At 71.6% G+C, this 19,676-nt stretch carries 15 protein-coding genes; 9 read left to right on the forward strand and 6 right to left on the reverse strand.

Annotation, left to right across the window (positions count from 1 at the left end):
* Positions 1–84: 84 nt before the first annotated feature.
* Entirely contained in the window at positions 85–738 is a 654-nt protein-coding gene (leuE, locus tag ACIQFZ_RS00740; RefSeq protein ID WP_365773957.1) for a leucine efflux protein LeuE, read from the forward strand.
* Here leuE and ACIQFZ_RS00745 read toward each other — a convergent pair.
* The gene (locus ACIQFZ_RS00745) at positions 735–1,913 is read right to left on the reverse strand and encodes an acyltransferase family protein (protein ID WP_402690305.1); all 1,179 of its coding nucleotides are present in this window, start codon (positions 1,911–1,913) and stop codon (positions 735–737) included. The two genes, leuE and ACIQFZ_RS00745, sit on opposite strands and share 4 nt — an antisense overlap.
* Before the next feature lie 255 nt (positions 1,914–2,168).
* Here ACIQFZ_RS00745 and ACIQFZ_RS00750 point away from each other — a divergent pair, with 255 nt between their 5' ends.
* The 3 genes from ACIQFZ_RS00750 to ACIQFZ_RS00760 are packed head-to-tail and all read left to right on the forward strand — an operon-like array spanning position 2,169 to position 7,741.
* Positions 2,169–3,668 carry a glycosyltransferase family 29 protein gene (locus ACIQFZ_RS00750; protein ID WP_402690306.1) on the forward strand — a complete coding sequence of 500 codons (1,500 nt, stop codon included), beginning with the start codon at positions 2,169–2,171 and terminating at the stop codon, positions 3,666–3,668.
* The gene (locus ACIQFZ_RS00755) at positions 3,665–6,028 is read left to right on the forward strand and encodes a glycosyltransferase (RefSeq protein WP_365422526.1); all 2,364 of its coding nucleotides are present in this window, start codon (positions 3,665–3,667) and stop codon (positions 6,026–6,028) included. The genes ACIQFZ_RS00750 and ACIQFZ_RS00755 overlap by 4 nt, the downstream gene beginning before the upstream one ends.
* 3 nt (positions 6,029–6,031) lie before the next feature.
* Positions 6,032–7,741 carry a hypothetical protein gene (locus ACIQFZ_RS00760; RefSeq protein WP_383057152.1) on the forward strand — a complete coding sequence of 570 codons (1,710 nt, stop codon included), beginning with the start codon at positions 6,032–6,034 and terminating at the stop codon, positions 7,739–7,741.
* A 114-nt stretch (positions 7,742–7,855) separates the two neighbouring features.
* On the opposite strand, the gene ACIQFZ_RS00765 is transcribed toward ACIQFZ_RS00760, so the two are convergent.
* From ACIQFZ_RS00765 to ACIQFZ_RS00785, 5 genes are all read right to left on the reverse strand, one after another.
* Entirely contained in the window at positions 7,856–9,124 is a 1,269-nt protein-coding gene (locus tag ACIQFZ_RS00765; protein WP_365422530.1) for an NAD(P)/FAD-dependent oxidoreductase, read from the reverse strand.
* Entirely contained in the window at positions 9,121–9,567 is a 447-nt protein-coding gene (locus ACIQFZ_RS00770; RefSeq protein WP_365422533.1) for a GtrA family protein, read from the reverse strand. Before ACIQFZ_RS00770 ends, ACIQFZ_RS00765 begins: the two co-directional genes overlap by 4 nt.
* A complete protein-coding gene (locus tag ACIQFZ_RS00775) occupies positions 9,557–10,600 on the reverse strand; it encodes a glycosyltransferase family 2 protein (protein WP_402690307.1) in 1,044 nt (347 codons plus the stop codon). The genes ACIQFZ_RS00770 and ACIQFZ_RS00775 overlap by 11 nt, the downstream gene beginning before the upstream one ends.
* Before the next feature lie 166 nt (positions 10,601–10,766).
* Positions 10,767–12,101, reverse strand: coding sequence for an alpha-2,8-polysialyltransferase family protein (locus tag ACIQFZ_RS00780; protein ID WP_365422540.1), 1,335 nt, complete (start codon positions 12,099–12,101; stop codon positions 10,767–10,769).
* Positions 12,101–13,078: a glycosyltransferase family 2 protein gene (locus ACIQFZ_RS00785; protein ID WP_361415883.1), complete on the reverse strand. Its 978-nt coding sequence runs from the start codon at positions 13,076–13,078 to the stop codon at positions 12,101–12,103. The genes ACIQFZ_RS00780 and ACIQFZ_RS00785 overlap by 1 nt, the downstream gene beginning before the upstream one ends.
* Positions 13,079–13,277: 199 nt before the next feature.
* On the opposite strand from ACIQFZ_RS00785, the gene ACIQFZ_RS00790 reads away from it, so the two are divergent.
* From ACIQFZ_RS00790 to ACIQFZ_RS00810, 5 genes are all read left to right on the forward strand, one after another.
* Positions 13,278–14,618 (forward strand): DUF6716 putative glycosyltransferase, encoded by a 1,341-nt coding sequence (locus tag ACIQFZ_RS00790; RefSeq protein WP_402690308.1) that lies wholly within the window; start codon positions 13,278–13,280, stop codon positions 14,616–14,618.
* A 32-nt stretch (positions 14,619–14,650) separates the two neighbouring features.
* On the forward strand, positions 14,651–15,937 hold the full coding sequence (locus tag ACIQFZ_RS00795) for a cytidylyltransferase domain-containing protein (RefSeq protein ID WP_383057158.1): 1,287 nt from the start codon (positions 14,651–14,653) through the stop codon (positions 15,935–15,937).
* Positions 15,938–15,951: 14 nt separating this feature from the next.
* Entirely contained in the window at positions 15,952–16,890 is a 939-nt protein-coding gene (locus ACIQFZ_RS00800; RefSeq protein WP_361415877.1) for an N-acetylneuraminate synthase family protein, read from the forward strand.
* Between the two features lie 34 nt (positions 16,891–16,924).
* On the forward strand, positions 16,925–18,022 hold the full coding sequence (locus tag ACIQFZ_RS00805; RefSeq protein WP_402690309.1) for a hypothetical protein: 1,098 nt from the start codon (positions 16,925–16,927) through the stop codon (positions 18,020–18,022).
* A gap of 341 nt (positions 18,023–18,363) precedes the next feature.
* On the forward strand, positions 18,364–19,599 hold the full coding sequence (locus ACIQFZ_RS00810) for an amidohydrolase (RefSeq protein ID WP_365422554.1): 1,236 nt from the start codon (positions 18,364–18,366) through the stop codon (positions 19,597–19,599).
* The last annotated feature ends 77 nt before the right edge of the window (positions 19,600–19,676 follow it).

A 19,676-nucleotide genomic window follows, 5' to 3' on the forward strand; every position in this document is an offset into this window, starting at 1 on the left:
GCGCCGAGGGGGCGGCCGGCCCGCCCGTCTCGTCCCCCGGAACCCGGCACCGCGGTGCCGCACCCCCGTGCGACACTCCTTGCCATGTTCGGAGTCATCCATCTCCCCACCTATCTGGCAGGGCTCGTCCTCATCGTCCTGCTTCCCGGGCCCAACTCGCTGTACGTGATCTCCGTCGCCGCCCGGCGCGGGATACGCGCCGGCTACACCGCCGCGGCGGGCGTCTGGTGCGGGGACACCGTGCTCATGACGCTGGGTGCGGCCGGGGCCGCCTCCCTGCTGAAGGCCAACCCCGTGCTGTTCGGGATCGTGAAGTACGCCGGCGCCGGATACCTGACCTGGATCGCGATCGGCATGCTGCGGACCGGCTGGGGCATGTGGCGGACCCGGCGCGAGAAGGCGGCGCCGGCGGAGGACTCCGCGCCGGCGGCCGCCGCCGAGCGACCGTTCCGCCGGGCTCTGGTCGTCAGCCTCGTCAACCCCAAGGCGATCCTGTTCGTCATCGCCTTCTTCGTGCAGTTCGTCGACCCGGCCTACGCCTATCCGGCGCTCTCCTTCGTCATCCTCGGCGCCTTCCTCCAGTTCGCCAGCGTCCTCTACCTCAGCGCGCTGATCTTCGGCGGCACCAAGCTGGCCGCCGCCTTCCGCCGCCGCAAGCGCCTGTCGGCGTCCGCGACCTCCGCGGCGGGCGTCCTGTTCCTGGGCTTCGCGGTGAAGCTGTCGCTGGCGAGCGCCTAGTGCTGTGACCGGCCCGGCTGCGCGCGTGGCCGCGACAGCGCCGTGCGCAGCCTCGGGGTCAGCCACTGCTCCACGTACCGGTGCAGCAGCCAGGCCAGCAGCAGCATCACGGCGACCGTCAGCAGGAAGGTGCCGTACGACGGGATGCCGAGGCGCTGGTGGAGCACATCGATGACGACCCAGCCCAGGTGCTCGTGGACCAGGTAGAAGGGGTAGGTGAGGGCGCCCGCGACCGTCAGCCAGCGCCAGTCCACGCGGCTCAGCAGGCCGAGCGCGATGGCGGCGACGGCGAGGAAGCCGAAGGTGACGATCAGGATGATGACGTAGGAGCTGCGGTACGAGAAGGCGTGCACGCTCGGCGAGTGCCATAGGTCCCGCACCGCGTAGTGCTGGCCGATCAGCCAGCTCACGGCCACGATGCCCCAGGCGTAGGCGTCCCGCCGGTCCCGGTGCACCAGGTAGAGGCCCACGCCGCCGATGAAGAACGGGGCGTACTCCGGCATCAGCACGATGTCGAGCAGGGGCTGCTTCGCGCCCTGCGCTACGGCCGCCGCCAGCGTCCAGCCCGCGCAGAACAGGATCACGCGCCGGCGGTTCGCGCCGGGCAGCACGACGCACAGCGCGAACAGGGCGTAGAAGCGTATCTCCGCCCACAGCGTCCAGCACACGCCCAGCACCCGGTCGACCCCCAGCGGCATCTGGAGCATCGTCAGGTTCACCAGGGTGTCGCTCGGCGAGAGCGCCTGGTAGGCGACCACCGGCAGTGCGAACACCGCCGTGACCAGGATGACCGCCGCCCAGTACGCGGGCAGCAGCCGGGAGGCGCGGGAGGCGAAGAACGAGCGCAGCGGCCGGCCCCAGCCGCTCATGCAGATGACGAAGCCGCTGATCACGAAGAACACCTGCACGCCGAGGCAGCCGTAGGCGAACCACGAGTGCAGCGTGGGGAACTGGTGTGCCGGTGACGCCCCCCAGGCCTGGGTGACCGCGCCGCCCCGGCCGCCGTAGTGGTAGGCCGCCACCATCAGCGCGGCCACCAGCCGCAGCCCGTCGAGGGCGCGCAGCCGGCCCCCCGAAGCCTTCGCCCGCGGTGGATCGGCCGGGGCGCGCCGGTCCAGGACGGCGTCGGCCTCGGCAGGCTGCGGATTCGATGTGCCCACGACCGTTCCGGTCACGCTTTCACCCCTCATGGTGCGTCGAGGGCTCGTTCCGTGCGCTTTCGAATCGTGTGCGCCGATAACGGAGAAGAGCCGTCCGACGAGAACCCTAAGGCGCCTCCGTGAGCGCTTTTGTTCGGCGAGGTCGGTGTTTGTCTGCTGGCCTCAATCGGTTCACCAGGGCGTCGCATTGCTTTCTTAACGTTTTTCAACCTTCCTCCCAGGCCCTTGGCAATTCCATGCCGTTTTCCCACCTTTCAGAGCAGGAGCACCATGACGAGGGTTCGCAGCAGATGGTCACGTTCCCGGCCCGGGGGACCGGCGTCCGCGGAACCCGGCCTGCCCGGCGCCGAGGTCACCCCGACGGAGCTGGAGGACTGCCTGCGCGCGTGCGCCGTCCACAGCGGCAAGGTCGTCGGCAGCCTTGACCCCCGCCGCGCGGCGCTGGCCGAACAACTGCGTCAGCTGCTCGCTCTGTGGGCCGGACAGCAGCAGTCCGCGCCGGCGGCGTCCACGGCGGGCGGCCTGCTGCGGCGCGGCACCAAGGCGGTCGGCGGCGGCATCGGCAACGACCTGCTCGACGCCCTCCTCGCGGTCGCCAACAAGGCACTGGCCTGCGGCTACGACGACGAGCTGAACCTGGCGCTGCTCGTCAGCGACACCGTCCTGACCCAGCGCAAGAACTCCCGCGCCGGCTGGCGGCTGCGCGGGCGCCTGCTCGAGGCCATGGGTCTGCCGGTCGCGGCGGTCGAGGCCTACGAGCGCTACCTGGCCCTGACGAAGGAGGACGGGTTCGGCACCTCGGCCCGGATCGCGGGCATCCGCACCGCGCAGGACCGGCGCGCGGAGCTGCTCGCGCTGCTGGAGCGCGACGTCCCGGCCGCCGCCGGCTTCGCCGAGCGGCCCCCGACCGACGTGTGGGCCGAGGGACTTCAGACGCACGCCGACGGCGACTGGGACGGCGCACAGGCCCGCCTGGTGGGCGCCCTGCTCGCCATGGACCGCACCGGATCCCCGGAGCAGGACTTCCTGGAGGCGCTCAGCCAGTACCTCGACCTGGTCACCCGAACCCACGTCCGGCCCACGGCCGAACTGACCGAGGTCATCGGCCTCTTCGCCGAGCAGCGCCGCAACCGCCTGCGCGGACCGGTGGAAGACCCGCTCTTCGGCGGACTGGAATGGATCACCCTCGGCGAGTTCCGCAACCAGATCGCCGGCAAGTCCGTCTGCCTGATCGCCAACTCCGGCAAGGTCGGCCGGAGTTCCCTGGGCTCCGAGATCGACGCCTACGACCTCGTCGTGCGCTTCAACTCGTACCGGATCGACCCCGTCCACACCGGCCGGCGCACGGACATCCACGTCACCATCCACAAGCACGGCTTCAACTGGGACCAGCCCGTGACCACCCGCCTGGTCTTCGGCGGGAACTCCAGCGACTGGAAGTACTCCCTGCGCCACCGGCTGGTGCCGGGCGCCCAGCGGTATCTCGGTGACGAGTCGCTGCGCTGGCCCGCGCGCAACATCGGGAACCTCGACACGGACGTGTTCCCCGGGATCCCCACCAGCGGCTTCAACATGCTCTGGCTGCTCGACTTCCTCGACGTCAGCCCCACCCTGGACCTGATCGGCTTCGACTTCTACGAGAGCGGCGCGTACCGCGTCGACGCCGCGATGAAGCTGCCCATCACGTCCGTCCACGAATACACCACTGAGAAGGCGTGGGTCATGGAACGGGCCCAGAGCGTCTCCGGCATGAGGATCTCCCTGCGATGACCGCGACCCCCATCTCCGCCTCCGGCCCCGTCGTCACCGCGGCCGGGACCCCGGCACCGGCCTTCGCCGAGGGCTCCGCCCGCGCGCTGACCGGCAAGCGCCGCATCGCCTTCGCCAGCTTCGTGGACGAGAACTACCTGCCCGGGTTCCTCGCCCTGCTGCGCTCGCTCGCGCTGTCCAACCCGGACGTGTGCGAGGACTTCGTCGTCCTCCACGACGACCTGCGCCCCTCCTCCATAGCCCGGATACGCGCCCTGCACCCGCGGATCGTGCTGCGCCGCGTCGACGCCGACCACTACGACTCGTACGTCAAGGGCGACCAGGACAACTACCTGGTGCGCAAGGCGTACTTCATCCTCGACGTCTTCCGCATCCGCGACTACGACACCGTGATCACCCTCGACACGGACATGGTGGTCCTCGACTCGCTGGGCGAACTGCTCACGCTGCGCGAGGGGTTCGCGGCCGTGCCGCAGTTCTTCTACGGGGAGTCCAAGCTCAACAGCGGCCTGCTGGTGATCCAGAAGGAGCAGCTGAGCGACGAGTTCTGCGCGCGGATCGACGAGATCGGCCGCGCCGGCACCTATGAGCTCGACAAGCACGACCAGGGCATCCTGAACGCCCTGCTCGACGGCGACTTCGTCCGCCTCGACCCGAAGTACAACTTCGTCAAGCGCCGCCTGTCCGGCGACCTCCCGGTGCCCGAGGACACGGCCGTCCTGCACTTCACGGGCCGGCACAAGCCGTGGCAGGGCGGCGAGGCGGGCTACGAGCAGGCGCAGGAGCGCTGGCGCGAGTTCGACCTGGACGACGCCGAGCTGCACGCCGCCTTCCTCGCCCTCCCCGAGCCCCTGCACCGCGACCTGCTCGTGCACTACGGCACGCCGCACGTGGAGCGCACCGGAGACGTCGACACCGCCCGCCGGGTCGCCCTCGCGCACATCGGCGCGGGCGACTACCAGTCCGCCGTCGACATCATGGAGCGGGTGCACATCCCGATCGACGAGGCCTGGCCGCACGAGGTCTACGGGCACGCCCTGATGAGCGTCTCCCGGTACGACGAGGCCAGGGCCCAGCTGCTGCTCGCCACCTCCGCGCCCAACCGCGCCGCCACCGCCTTCGCCCGGCTCGCCCAGATCGCCTGGGTGCACGGCGACGACGCCACCGCCCAGCGGTACGCCCTGGCCGGGGTCGGCGTCGACCCCACCCACCGGGCCGCCCGGCTCTGGCAGCGCCGCACCCTCGGCGGCGTGCCCACCCAGCAGCAGGGCAGCCCCGAGGACCAGCTGGCACACGTCGCCTTCTACATGGACCGCCAGGGCAACGCGGGCGACAAGCTCCTCCCGGAGAGCGTCCGCCTCGCCTTCGGGCCCGACACCACCTCCCGCCGCTGGCACCCGGTGCACGCCCACCGGCTGTTCGACGAGGCGGCCCTGGAGCGGGTCAACGCCCGCCGCGGCCTGGTCATCGGCGGCGGCGGACTGTTCATCCCGGACACCATGCCCAACGGCAACAGCGCCTGGCAGTGGAACGTCCCCGACGCGCTGCTGAACCGCATCGACGTGCCCATCGCGGTCTACGCCGTCGGGTTCAACGCCTTCGACGGCCAGTCCTACCGCGCCGAGCGGTTCCGCACCTCGCTGCGCCTCCTCGTGGAGCGGGCGGCCTTCTTCGGGCTGCGCAACCACGGCTCGATCGAGAAGGTGCGGGCCATGCTCCCGTCCCACCTGCACGACAAGGTGCGCTTCCAGCCCTGCCCCACCACGGTCACCCGCCAGCTCGTCGCCGACTGGCAGGACCCGGCCGAGCGGGACGACACCATCCTGATCAACGCCGCCTACGACCGGGCCGGGCTGCGCTTCGGCCACGACTACGCCTACTTCCTGGGGCAGATGGCCGAGGCGGTCAAGGGCCTGCGCGGGCTGGCCGAGGTCAAGTGCGTGGCGCACTCGCTGGACGACGAGAAGATCGTCTTCGATCTGCGCCGCGAGTACGGCATCTCGCTGCCCGTCATCCCGATGTACGACTTCGAGAACGACGCGATCCGCGACCTGTACGCCCGCACCAAGCTGGTGATCGGCATGCGCGGGCACGCCGGCATGATCCCGTTCGGCTGCGGCACTCCGGTCATCAGCCTGATCTCGCACCCGAAGATGGCGTACTTCCTGAACGACATCGAACGGCCCGAGTGGGGCGTGTCGGTGCACGACCGCCACCTCGGCGCTCGGCTCGTGGAACGCGCCCGGGACCTGCTCGCCGACCACGACGCGACCGTCGCCGACGTGCACGGCCGGCAGCAGGAGCTGTGGAAGGTCACCGAGGCGAACGCCGCGGACCTGCGCGTCCTCCTGGGCGGCTGATCCGTGCCGGCCGTCCTGAGCGACGCGCCCGCCGCGCAGCGTCCGCGCGTCCGCCGGTCACCCCTGTGGTGGCCGGTGGTCGCGGTGCCCGCGGTGGCGGCCATCGTGTACACCGTGCTCACCCGGCGCCCCACCGGTGACATCCGGTATGTGCTCGCCGCCCTGCGCACCGGTGGCGAGGCGGGCTACTCGCCGTCGGAGGTCTTCACCCACCGGCCGTTCTTCTACCGGTGGTTCATCGCGCTCCTGGACGACATCGGTTTCGGCCCGGTCGCCGTCCGGGAGACCGTGATGTACGCGGCGGGCGCCCTGCTCGCCGCCGCGGCGGCCTACGCCCTGTACGTGGCGTTGCTGCGGTGGCTGACCGGCCGCGAGGCCGCCCTCACCGCGGGCGCCACCGGCCTGCTGCTGGTCCTCACCCCGCGCACCGACTTCCTCCAGCCGGAGTGGGCGGCGGTCGTCCTCGCCGTGTTCGGTGTGGCGGCGGCGCTGGGCGTGGCGCGCCCCTGGCCGGCGGCACTGATCTCCGCACTGCCGCTCGGGCTCGCGGTGATGATGAAGTACTCCACCGCCTCGACCGCCGCCTTCGGCATCCTCCTCGTCTACGTCGTCGACCGCGGCCGTGCGATCCGGGCCGCGCTCGTCGCCGTGCCCGGCGCGGCGGTCCTGTTCGCGCTGAGTGTGCTCGCCGGGTCCCATGAGTGGCAGTGGACCCACGACATGCCGCAGATCAACCAGTCGGCGCTCAGCCGCACCGGTATCCACGCGCACCTCTTCGAGCAGTCGGTGGACTTCCTCGCCGACCGGTCCTTGGTCAGCCCCGTGCTCCTGCTCCTGCCGGGCGCCCTGCTCCTCCTCCTCGCCCGGGTGCGCGGGCGCGGGAGGCGTGTCGAACTGCTCGTGATCGCCCTGGCCATCGGGTCCGGCTCGCTGGCGGTCGTCATCGTGCAGGGCAACTGGTTCATGTACCACGCCTTCCAGCTGACCGTGGTCGCCGCCGCGATGTGGGGGCTGGCGGTGGGTGGTGCCCGCCGCTCGATCCCGCGCTGCTTCGGTGTCGTGACGCTGCTGTTCGGGCTGCTGCCCGTGCTGTACACGCACGCCCCCAAGGGGGCGCAGCGCCCCGCCGCGGTCTGGGCGTTGGGCCTGGTCGCGCTGCTGGCGGCGGCCATCGACGCCTGGCGTGAGTCCCGCGGTGCGCAAGACGCTCCCCGGGGTGTGCTGCCTGCGGCCCTGGCCGCGCTGGCGGGGGTGGTGTGCCTGGCCGGAGGCATGTGGCCGGATGCGCCGCACCTGGTGGCGCACGGCAAGGTGGGCTCGACCAACGCCTCCTTCGTGCGCGGCGTGGAACACAAACAGGCGCTTGACGACCAGTTGCGCGCGCGGATCCCCGACGGCGCCCCCGTGCTCTACCTGGCCTTCGGCGACGACGTGTACTTCGTCGACCACCCGGCCCAGTGCCGGTATCCGATCGCCACGTTCCTGCAGCGCACCCGGTTCCTGAAGGACGTCGCCGATCTGAAGTCGTTCAAGGAGAACGCCGACTGCGTCGACCACGACCCGGCGCCCTACGCGGTGCTCGACCGGTTCTGGTTCAAACCCGGCAGGGTCGACCCGGGGCTCGGGCGGCGGATCGCCGCCACGTACGAGTGCCCGCCCGCGAGCGGCGAGACGAAGACTGTGCTTTGCGTGCGCAGATCCGGAGGGAACTGAGCGGCTCACAAGGACTACGGGTCCCGGCCGGCGCACCGGGGCCCGTAGGCACGAAGGACGGGGCCCCGGCCGGCACACCGGGGCCCCGTTTTTGTGTCCGCGTGTCGGCGGCGGTCAGCGCAGGCCGAGCGAGGCGGTCACCTTCCGTGCCATCGCCACCGAATAGCTCTGCCCCCGGTCCTGCGGGTAGATCTGGGCCATCGTCGCCAGCGTGACCTTGCTCATCGGCGTCTCGTGGCCGGGGATCAGCCCCCGGTACTCGGGCGTCACGACCGGCTGGGCGAACCCCGCCTTCGAGAAGTGCCACCTCTGGATCCAGGAGCGGTCGAACTCCGGGTTGATCCGCTTCAGGTACGGCACGAACCTGTCCAGCAGCTCGCCGGGCTCGGTGGTGAACCTCCAGTCCTCGCGTTCGACGTAGTTGCCGACGTAGAGGACGTGACGGCCGCCGTAGACGGCCGGATCGATCATCCGGGTGTGCTCGACCACCGCGAGGAACGGGAAGTCCGGCTCGTTGATGTTGAGCCAGTAGTACGGGATCACGCTGCGGTCCAGCTCCAGCACGAAGCAGGTCGCGCCCAGGTACTGGTTCTTCCACACGGCGTCGTCGGTCGGCAGCCCCGCCGCCCTGGCGAAGGCGGGCTGCGGGGTCGTGACGATCAGCTGGTCGAACTCGTAGCGGGAGCCGTCCGCGCAGCGCACCACGGCGGGCGCGTCCGTGCCGTCCTGCCGGATCGACTCGACCGCCTTGCCGAACTCCACCTTGCCGCCGCGCTCCTCGACGCCGTCCCGCAGCGCCGCGTAGACCCGCTCGAACCCGCCGTCCACATAGCCGAGTTCGAAGGTCCGGCAGTGGATGCGGGCCCACAGCCAGGCCATCGACACCTGCTCCGCCCGGTCGCCGAACTTGCCGCGCAGCAGCGGCTCCCAGATCGCCTCGGTCGCCCTGCGCCCCGCCCGCCGGCGCAACCAGGCCAGGGCGGTGCGGTCGTTGTACCGCTCACCGTGCCGGACCGCCTTCAACAGGGCGGACGAGCCGGCGAAGCGCACGGCGTCCAGCGGGGAGAACTCCGGGAAGCGCAGCATGTCGAACGGGGTGGTGAAGTCGATCAGCCGGCCCCCGCGGAAGATGCCCGTGGTGGGCTTGTGGAAGCGCAGCGCGTCACCGAGCCCCAGCTCCTCGATCAGGGCGATCATGGCGCGGTCGCTGCGGAAGATGTGGTGGTAGTAGCGCTCCAGCGGAACGCCGCCCACCTCCAACGACGCTGCCAGGCCGCCCAGTTCGCCGGCCGCCTCCAGGACGGTGGCCTGGTGGCCGGCGCGTACGGCGTCCCAGGCGGCGGTCAGGCCGGTGGCACCCGCGCCGATGATGCCGAGGTTCATGCGAAGCTCCACTTTCTGTTGAGCACGAACTGGAGCGCCAGGACCAGGGGCAGCGAGCCCGCCTTGACGAGGTCGGCGCCGATACCCAGTGCGTCGGTGAAGACGAGGAAGAGCAGGTTCGTCAGGACGATCCCGGCCAGCCCGACGGCGTAGAAGCGCAGGAAGCGCACCACGATCCGGTCGCGCCGGTCGAAGGTGAACAGCGCGTTGAGGACGAAGTTGTTGGCGATGCCCAGGGTGGTGCTGAGCACGTTGGCGAACTGCTCGTCCATTCCCGCGGTGTTGTGCAGGAGCAGGAAGGCCACGAGGTCGAGTGCGACGCCGCTGCCGCCGATCAGGGTGTAGCTCAGCAGCTGACGCAGGGTGCGGGACCGGCCCGGGGCCGGTTCTCCGGGCGCCCGGTCGGGGGACGCCTCGGGCGCGGCCGAGGTCTCAGACGCCACCGGGACCGTCCCGCTCGTCCGCGCGGGAGCCGATCACCTCGCGCACCAGGTACAGCGGGCGTGCCTGCACCTCGCCGTAGATGCGCCCTATGTAGCTGCCCAGCACCCCCAGGAACAGCATCTGGGTGCCGCCCAGGAAGAGCACCACCACCATCAGCATCGTCCAGCCGGAGACGGTGATGTCGGGCCGGAAGAACTTCATCGCCAGCGCGTAGCCGATGCCGGCCAGCGACAGCAGCAGCACCAGGAAGCCCAGCCGGGTGATCATCCGCAGCGGCACCGTGGAGAAGCTGGTCACCCCGTCGATCGCCAGCCGGGCCATCTTGCGCAGCGGGTACTTGGTCTCGCCCGCGAAACGCTCGTCGCGGTCGAACGCCACCTCGGTCTGGCGGAAGCCCATCGAGGCCACGATGCCGCGCACGAAGCGGCTGCGCTCGCGGTACCGGCGCAGCTCGTCGGCGACCCGCCGGTCCAGCAGCCGGAAGTCCCCGGTGTCCAGGGGGATGTCCACCTCGGCGCAGGACCGCAGGACGCGGTAGTACAGATGGGCCGTGGCCCGCTTGAACGCGGTGTCCTGCCGGCTGCGGCGGCGGGCGTGCACGATCTCGGCGCCCTCGCGCCAGGCGTCGACCAGCTCCAGGCTGATCCGCGGCGGGTCCTGGAGGTCGGTGTCCATCACGATCACCGCGTCGCCGCCGGCGATGTCGAGGCCCGCGGTGATGGCGATCTGGTGCCCGAAGTTGCGGGCGAAGTCGACCACCCGGACGTGTCCGTCGTCCGCCGCCAGCTCCCTGAGGAGGGCGAGCGAGCCGTCCGAGGAACCGTCGTTGACGTAGACCAGCTCGTAGTCGAGCTCCGGGCGTTCGGCGAGGGCGGCCGTGAGCGCGGTGTGGAAGGCGGTGATGCCGTCCTGCTCGTTGTAGACCGGCAGGACGTACGAGATCAGCGGCTGCCGGCCCGGCCGCGGCTCGGGCCGCGCGGGCCGGACGGGAGCCGCGGCACGCGCCGGCGGGCGGATGTCCTGCTGGGTCATCCTCTGCCCACCGGGCCGAACTCCGGGGAATTCACGCATGATTGGCGCATTGGGAGAAACTATGGAAGCCGCGTGAACCGCAGCCGAACGGTCCACGTCCAGTAGCCGTCCTCCCGTTTTCCCTTCGGAGGCGTCTCCTCGGGGCTTCCCGCCCCGAGCCGCCTCCTCAGAGCTTCTTCTTCAAGGCGCGCGCCCGTCGTACGACGCGGCGCGCCGTGGCGCTGCGGGGGAGGAACGCCAGCCGCTCCGGGATGCCGCCCGGCAGGCCCAGCGAGGTGAGCCGGCGGCGCTTGAAGTAGCGCTGGGTGCGCGGTCCGAAGTGCTGGGAGAGGAAGCGTTCCGCTGCCGGGCGCAGACCCGGGTGGATCTGCGGCTGCATGATGAAGCCGACGGCGGTGACCAGCCCGGTCAGCATGTCGGCGGCGACGGCGGCCTCCTGGCCGTCCTCCTGCCCCGCCTCCAGGTCCGGCAGCAGCGCGTCGGCCAGGACGACGGGCACGCGGTTGCTGTTCTGGTAGGGCGTCAGGCGCTCAAGGATCAGACCGGTCCCGACCCGGGCGACCGGCAGGCCCTGGAACGCGGAGGCGGTGAACAGCGCGGTCGAGAAGCATCCGACCACCAGCGCGGGCCGGGCCTTCTCGAACAGCACCTCGGCGAGGACGGGCAGGTCCAGGACGGTGAGGTCCGCGCCGAGCCGTTCCGCCTCGGCCTCCAGCGCCCGGCTGTAGCGGGCCGGAGCGGTCGGGTGCGGCTTGAAGACGACCGAGCGGTGCCCGCGGGCGACCGCGCCCCGCAACATCCGCACGTGCAGCTCTTCCTCCTCCTCGGCGGAGAGGATGTCCAGCGCGGACAGGTACTGGCCGAGCAGGACGGCGGCACGCTCGGGCAGCGGCGGAAGCTGCGGCACGGCGTCGCCGATCCGGCTCAGCACCTTCATGAACGCATCGGTCGGCAGGGCCTGCGCGGGCACGTCGAACTCGGTCAGCAGCAGCGGGGTCAGACCGGGGACCAGGTCCAGGTGGAGCAGCCGCCGCACCCGCGTGCCGACCAGCGGGTCGATCTTGTTGCGCGTGGGGCCGTAGCTCATCAGCCCGTCGGCGTAGACGTCGATGGGTGCCTCGGCGAACGACTGGGCGATGGCCAGGGCCGGGTTGACCTGGAGGGACTCCATCACCAGGGCCACGCGGTCGTCGCCCAGGCCCCACAGCAGCCGCAGATAGCGCTCGAACAGCGGGAAGTCGTCGGGACGCGGGGACCAGGCCCCGGGGTGGAAGGGGTGGATCGCCTCGTTCCAGGACAGCACGCCGTCGAAGTGGTCGCGCAGCGGTGCGAAGCCCGGCATCTCGTCGACGGCCGGGGTGATCTCCGGCGTCGCCGCGTTGTTGCACACCAGCAGCAGTCGGCGGTCCGCCTCGGGGAAGCAGTCGGACTCGATCGCGGCGGCCAGGGTGGCGGCGCCGTACAGCGTCGAGGCGCAGAAGATCTGGGTCGTGCGGGGCATCAGGAGGCCGCCTTCGCTGCGGGAACCCGGCGGCGCAGTCGGCGCAGCCTGGAGGAACGGTTCAGGTCCATGGTGTCGAGGACGTCGGTGAGCAGCTCCTGCGGCAGCCGCTTGATCGCCGCCGCGCTCATGGTCCGCAGCTGCCTGGCCACCGACGGCTCGAACTTGTCGATCTCCGACAGATGGTGGGCGATGATCGCGCAGTAGGTGCGCACCGCCTTCGGCAGCAGCCGGTCGGCCTCCGGGTCGGCCGCGGTCTCCTCGATCACCTGGTCGAAGGCGCGGATGAAGTCGAGTTGGCGCACATCGCCGATCTGCGTGAGGGAACCGGCCACCCCGCGCCGGTAGAAGACGCCCAGCAGACCCACCACGGCGAACGACTCCGCCTCCCGGTGCAGCCGCCAGATCCACGGCCGGTCCTCGGCCGTGCGCAGACCGTCGGTGAAGTGCAGCAGCCCCCGGTCGACCAGCCGCCGGTGGTAGACACCCGCCCAGGCGTAGGGGTAGTCGACGGAGGTGGTGCGGTCGGCGGGCAGGATCGCCTGCCGCGGGTCCATCACCTCGCCCCGCCGGCCGTGCGGGACACGCTGGATCGTGCGCGCCCGCGCGGTGCACTGCACATGGTCGGTGCGGACGAAGTCGCAGCCCAGCTCCTCGATCGCGGCGAGCAGCCGCGGGTAGTAGCCGGGGGCCAGCCAGTCGTCGCCGTCCAGGAAGGTCAGATACTCGCCGCGCGCCGTGTCGATCCCGGTGTTGCGCGCGGTCGCAAGCCCGCCGTTCTTCTCATGTCTGACGTACACCGCTCCCGGCAGCTCGCGCTCCGCGCGCGCGAGAATGTCCGGTGTCTCGTCGCGCGAGCAGTCGTCGACGAGAATGAATTCGAAGTCCTCGCGGGCGTTCGCGCGCAGGCTCTTCAAGGTGTCGGACGCGTATTGCCGGACGTTGTAGAACGGCACGATGACGGAGAGCTTGACCACGTAGGTGACGTTAGGGCGCGGCCCCGCCCTCCGTCTTTACCCCCAGCTTGAGCTTGGGTGAACGACGCGTGGCGGCGCTGTGAACCCGCCCTTATTCCGGGCCGCCGGCGGCCCGATTCGCCATTCGGCGATGTGCTGTTAACCGTTTGTTGCGTTCGGGTTGGGCGGGACCTAGAAATGCCTTCCTACGGTCTTCGACGTGCCAGCCAGTGTGAAGAAGTCCCGGCGAGTCGCCGTTCTCGCGGATTCCGACACCCGGTGGAAATGGGGTGCCCTCACGGCGAACCGCTTGGTTTCCGCCGGTGTCTCCCCCGACTCGGGTGAACCGGACATCCAGCTCGACGGCTACCTGCTGCGGGGCCGTGCCACCCCCACCCCCCGCCAGCTCGAGGAGGTCGGCGTCCGCGCGGACCGTCTGAGCGAGGTCACCGCCGCCGAGTTCCTGCGCGAGATGGCGCAGGAGCCGTACGACGTCCTCGTGCTCGCCCTCGTCGGCGGCGGCGTCCAGGCCATGCTGCACGGACTGGCCCACGCCTGGCAGGGCCGCACCGAACGACCCGTGGTCGTCACCGGCTACGTCGGGGTCGTCTACGAGAAGCTCACCGACGGTCTGCTGCTGCGGCACGGCGCCGACCTCGTCCTCGCCAACTCCCGCCAGGACGCGGACCGTTTCCGGGCCGTGTACGAAGGAGTGGGCGCCGACGCCTCGTCGGTGACCGAGGTGGCGCTGCCGTTCCTCGGCGGCGCCGTGCACACCTCGGACCGGGCGGAGGACGACCCCTACACGGTCGTCTTCGCCGCGCAGCCCTCCGTGCCGCAGAGCCGCGGGGACCGCGCCTACCTGCTGGACCGGCTGATCCGGCACGCCCGCCGGCACCCCGGGCGCGAGGTGCTGCTCAAGCTCCGCTCCAAGCCGGGCGAGCACACCACGCACATCGAGGAACTGCCGTACCAGAAGCTGGCCCAGCGCAAGGACCTGCCCGCCAACTTCCGCCTGGTGTACGGGAACATGGGTGAGGTCCTGGACCGCACCGACCTGCTGGTCACGGTGAGTTCCACGGCCGCCCTGGAGTCCCTGCACCGGCGCATCCCCACCGTCGTCCTGACCGACCTCGGGGTGCGGGAGGCGCTCGGCAACCACCACTTCGTGGGCTCCGGCTGCCTGGCCTCCTGGGACCAGCTCGACGACGGCCACGAGCCGGAACCGGACCCGTGGTGGGTGGCCCGCCAGGGCGTCGCCACCGGAGGGTCGTACGAGGCCGCCTTCGACAGGGCCCGCCTGCGCGTCGACGAACTGCTCGCCGCCGGTGAACTCCCGCCGCTGAAGCCCTACTACACCCCCGTCACGGCCCCCGGCTATCTGCCCGGCGTCCTCGCCCGCCACCACCTCGCCCCCGACGGCAGCCCGCTGCCGGGCGCGCCCGCCGCCGACCGGTCGCCCGGCCCCGTACGCCGGATCTTCCGCCATGCCGCCCGCGGCGCCTACCGCCACGGTGTGCAGCGTGTGGCGCCCGTGATCCGGCGGATGGGGGAGCTGTGAGCGACCGCGTCCCACACCAAGGAGTGCAGCCCATGACCGACGCCCACCCGGACGCGGGATCCGGCGCCCCGGCGCGCCGCGTGCTCGCGGTGATACCCGCGCGCGGCGGCTCCAAGGGCGTACCCGCGAAGAACCTCGCCCCCGTCGGCGGTGTCCCGTTGGTCGCCCGTGCCGTGCGCGAGTGCCGGGCGGCCCGGCTGGTGACCGACGTGGTGGTCTCCACCGACGACCAGGCCATCGCGGCCGCCGCCCGCCAGGCCGGCGCCGAGGTGGTGCTGCGGCCGGCCGCCATCGCCGGTGACACCGCCACCTCCGAGGCCGCCGTGCTGCACGCCATGGACGCGCACGAGGCACTGCACGGCGCCCCGGTGGACGTGGTGCTGCTCGTGCAGTGCACCAGCCCGTTCCTGCGGAGCGAGGACGTCGACGGGGTCGCGGGCGCGGTCGTCGAGGACGGCGCCGACACCGCGGTGACCGTGGCGCCCTTCCACGGCTTCGTGTGGCGGGACGCCGCGGACGACCCGGTGACCGCCGGCGCGCCGTCGGACGCGGCCGCCGCCGAGTCCCCGGCCACCGAGGGCGGTTACGGCGTCAACCACGACAAGTCCTTCCGCCCGCGCCGTCAGGACCGCCCCCAGGACCTGCTGGAGACCGGCGCCGCCTACGCCATGTCGGCGCCCGGGTTCCGTACGCACCAGCACCGCTTCTTCGGCCGTACGGAGCTCGTCCGCACCGACCCGGCGCGGGTGCTGGAGATCGACGACCCGCACGACCTGGCGCGGGCGCGCGCGCTGGCACCGCTGTTCGACGCCAACCGGCCGGGGGCCCTGCCCACCGCCGCCGACGTGGACGCGGTCGTACTCGACTTCGACGGCACCCAGACCGACGACAGGGTGCTGATCGACTCCGACGGACGGGAGTTCGTCTCCGTGCACCGCGGGGACGGCCTCGGCATCGCGGCGCTGCGCGACAGCGGCCTGACGATGCTGATCCTGTCCACGGAACAGAACCCGGTCGTCGCCGCCCGCGCCCGGAAGCTCAGGCTTCCGGTGCTGCACGGCATCGACCGCAAGGACCTCGCGCTGAAGCAGTGGTGCGAGGAGCAGGGCATCGCGCCCGAGCGCGTGCTCTACGTCGGCAACGACGTCAACGACCTCCCGTGCTTCTCCCTCGTGGGCTGGCCCGTGGCGGTCGCGAGCGCCCACGACGTCGTACGCGGCGCCGCACGCGCGGTCACCACCGTCCCCGGCGGCGACGGCGCGATCCGAGAGATCGCCAGCTGGATCCTCGGCCCCTCTCTCGATTCCCTCACCAAGTAAGGACGATTCCTGCCATGAGCACCAACTCCCGCATCCGCACCTTCGGTTCGCGTGAGGCCGGCCCCGGCCGCCCGGTCTACGTCACCGGTGAGATCGGCATCAACCACAACGGCGACATCGAGAACGCCTTCAAGCTGATCGACGCGGCCGCCGAGGCCGGCTGCGACGCCGTGAAGTTCCAGAAGCGCACGCCCGAGATCTGCACCCCGCGCGACCAGTGGGACATCGAGCGCGACACCCCCTGGGGCCGGATGACCTACATCGACTACCGCCACCGCGTGGAGTTCGGTGAGGACGAGTACCGCCGGATCGACGAGTACTGCCGCGAGAAGGGCATCGCCTGGTTCGCCTCCCCGTGGGACACCGAGGCCGTCGCCTTCCTGGAGAAGTTCGACGTGCCGGCCCACAAGGTGGCCTCCGCCTCCCTGACGGACGACGAGCTGCTGCGCGCCCTGCGTGCGACGGGCCGCACGATCATCCTCTCCACCGGCATGTCCACGCCCAAGCAGATACGCCACGCGGTGGAGGTGCTGGGCTCGGACAACATCCTGCTGTGCCACGCCACGTCGACGTACCCGGCGAAGGCCGAGGAGCTGAACCTGCGCGTGATCAACACCCTGGAGAAGGAGTACCCGAACGTCCCGATCGGCTACTCCGGCCACGAGACGGGCCTGCAGACCACGCTGGCCGCGGTCGCCCTGGGCGCCGTCTTCGTCGAGCGCCACATCACCCTGGACCGCGCCATGTGGGGCTCCGACCAGGCCGCCTCCGTGGAGCCGCAGGGTCTGCAGCGCCTGGTCCGCGACATCCGCACGATCGAGGCCTCCCTCGGCGACGGCGTCAAGAAGGTCTACGACTCCGAGCTCGGCCCGATGAAGAAGCTGCGCCGCGTCACCGGCGTCGTCGCCGAGGCGGAGATCGCCGCGGCGGCGGGCGAGCCGGTCGCGGTGTGAGCCCCAGCCCCTTAACACGGACGGTCCCGCGCCGATGAGCCCCCACACCCTCGCTTTCGTCGAGAGCCCGGTACAACTGCTGAACGTGCTGGAATGGGCTCACGCCCGCGGCCACACCACCGACCGCGCCCCCGATCCGGGCGGGACCGCTTCCGGCGCCCGCCCGGAGTCCGGGATCACCCTCGTCGTGCTGTCGCCGACCGATCCGATGAGCCGCGGTCAGCTGCGGCGGATGGCCCAGCTGGCCCGCGACGAGGGCCACGAGGTGCGGTGGGAGGAGGCGCGGGGCGGCGCCGGGGCGCCGCTGCGGACCATCGGCGGCCTGGCCGGGCCGCTCCGGCGGGTCGAGCGGGTCGTGATGGGGGACCCGTTCTCGCGCTATGTGCAGCTGCTGCTCACGATCACCAAGGCGCGGGACCTCGTGGTCGTGGACGACGGCACGGCGACGATGGAGTTCGTCGGCCAGCTCGCCCGCGGCGAGCGGCTGGTGCGCTGGCACCGCAAGGGCGGCCGCCGCGGCCTGCGGGACCTCGTCCTCGGCCCGGTGTCGGCCGTCGCCCGGCGCCGGCTCACCCCTCGCGGGGAGCGCCGGGTGGAGGTGTTCTCGTCCATGCCGATCGACGAGACCCCGCGGGGTGTGACCGTCACCGCGAACCGCTTCGCCTGGACCCGCGACCGCTTCGGCCCGCCCAGTGTCACCACGAGCGCCGACCTGGTCGGCACGTCACTGGTGGAGACGGGCGTCGTCGACGCCGACCGGTACGTGGACGCCGTACGGGCACTGGCCACGACGCACGGGGCGACCCGCTACTTCGCCCATCGGCGCGAGAGCGCCGAGAAGCTGCACCGGCTGGCCGTGGAGACGGGCCTGCAGATCGTCCGCCCCGAGCTGCCCCTGGAGTTGATCGCCCGCCGCGGCCCGATCGGCCGCACGATCCTCAGCTTCCCCTCCACCGTCGTCCACACCCTGCCGCTCGCCCTGGCCGGCACCGAGGTGCGCGTCACCGTCTGCGACATCGACCCGAGCTGGCTGACGGCGCACGCCTCCCCGCGGGCCCAGGGCTTCCTGTCCGGGGTGACGGGCACCGCCCGGGACGTGCACCGCCTCGCCCGTACGGCCCAGGCCGGCTGAGCGCCCGCCAGGACTTTCCTGGGCGGTCCCGAGGAGTCCCGGCGGGGTGCGGGAATGGTCCGGATGGCGTCCGACAGGTGAACATCTCGGGCGTGGTTCCGGTGCGACGTGGTATCCGTTGAGAAAAGAACAAATGGGGCGGGGTGCCAGAGGTGTGACGCAAGCCACGCTTCCGGAGCCCCGTGATCCGCTCGGCCGGGCAAGGCGGGCGAGTTTACCCATCCCAGCCGATACGTATGCGCCGGGCGGCCACTTTTTCTTCCCCTAAGGGGTTGAACTTTTGTTGATCGAGGGTCAGTTGACCACCCTGGCGTCCTACCCTTCAGAGGGTGAAGCAACTGATGTCCCCAGAGTCCGAGGCCGATCTCCCCGCTGATGCCACGGCGGACGCCCTTCCCGGCACGCTGCCGGAGGAGCTGTACGCCGAGCTCGTCGCCTTCCGGCGCGACCTGCACATGCACCCCGAGCTCGGCAACCAGGAGTTCCGTACCACCGCCGCGATCAAGGAGCGGCTGGAGAAGGCCGGGCTGGCGCCGCGGGTGCTCCCGACCGGGACCGGTCTCGTCTGCGACATCGGCGGCGACCCCGGAGGCGGGGGGCCGGCCGTGCTCGCCCTGCGCGCTGACATCGACGCTTTGCCCATCCCCGACACCAAGAGCGAGATCCCGTACCGCTCCACCGTGCCCGACCGCGCCCACGCCTGCGGACACGACGTGCACACCACCGTTGCCCTCGGCGCCGGACTGGTCCTCGCGGACCTGCACCGGCAGGGGCTGCTGCCGCGGCCCGTGCGGCTGATCTTCCAGCCCGCCGAGGAGGTGCTGCCCGGCGGCGCCGCCGAGGTCATCAAGAGCGGCGCGCTGGAGGGAGTGGGCCGGATCGTCGCCGTGCACTGCGACCCCCGGGTCGACGCCGGCCGGATCGGACTGCGCCAGGGACCCATCACCTCCGCCTGCGACCGGCTGGAGGTCTCGCTGGACGGTCCCGGCGGGCACACCGCACGACCGCACCTGACGACCGACCTCGTCACCGCCGTCGCCCGGGTCGTCACCGACGTGCCCGCGCTCGTCGGCCGGCGGGTCGACACCCGCGCCGGGCTCGCCGTGACCTGGGGGCGGATCGAGTCCGGGCACGCCCCGAACGTGGTCCCGCAGCACGCCGAACTCGCCGGGACGGTCCGCTGCCTGGACATCAACGCCTGGCGGCAGGCGCCCGACATCGTGGTCGCCGCGATCGACGAGGTCGCCAACCTGCACAAGGCCAAGTCCGAGATCAACTACGTGCGCGGGGTGCCGCCGGTCGTCAACGAACCGGTGGTGACCGAACTGCTGCGCGACGCCATGATCGCCCGGCGCGGCGCCGCCAACGTGGAGGACACCGAGCAGAGCCTCGGCGGCGAGGACTTCTCCTGGTACCTGGAGCACGTGCCCGGCGCGATGGCCCGGCTCGGGGTGCGCACCCCGGGTGAGCGGACCGTGCGCGACCTGCACCAGGGGGACTTCGACGCCGACGAGTCCGCCATCAGGGTGGGCGTGGAACTGTTCACCGCCGCCGCCCTGCTGCACCCGACGCGCTGATCCCGGCCGGAGGAAGGGGGCGCCCGGCCGGCGCCCCCTTCCTCCGACGTGTCACCCGTCCGCGACCGCCGGGCACG

It is taken from the genome of Streptomyces sp. NPDC093064 (genome assembly GCF_044754605.1).
GTDB lineage: Bacteria > Actinomycetota > Actinomycetes > Streptomycetales > Streptomycetaceae > Streptomyces.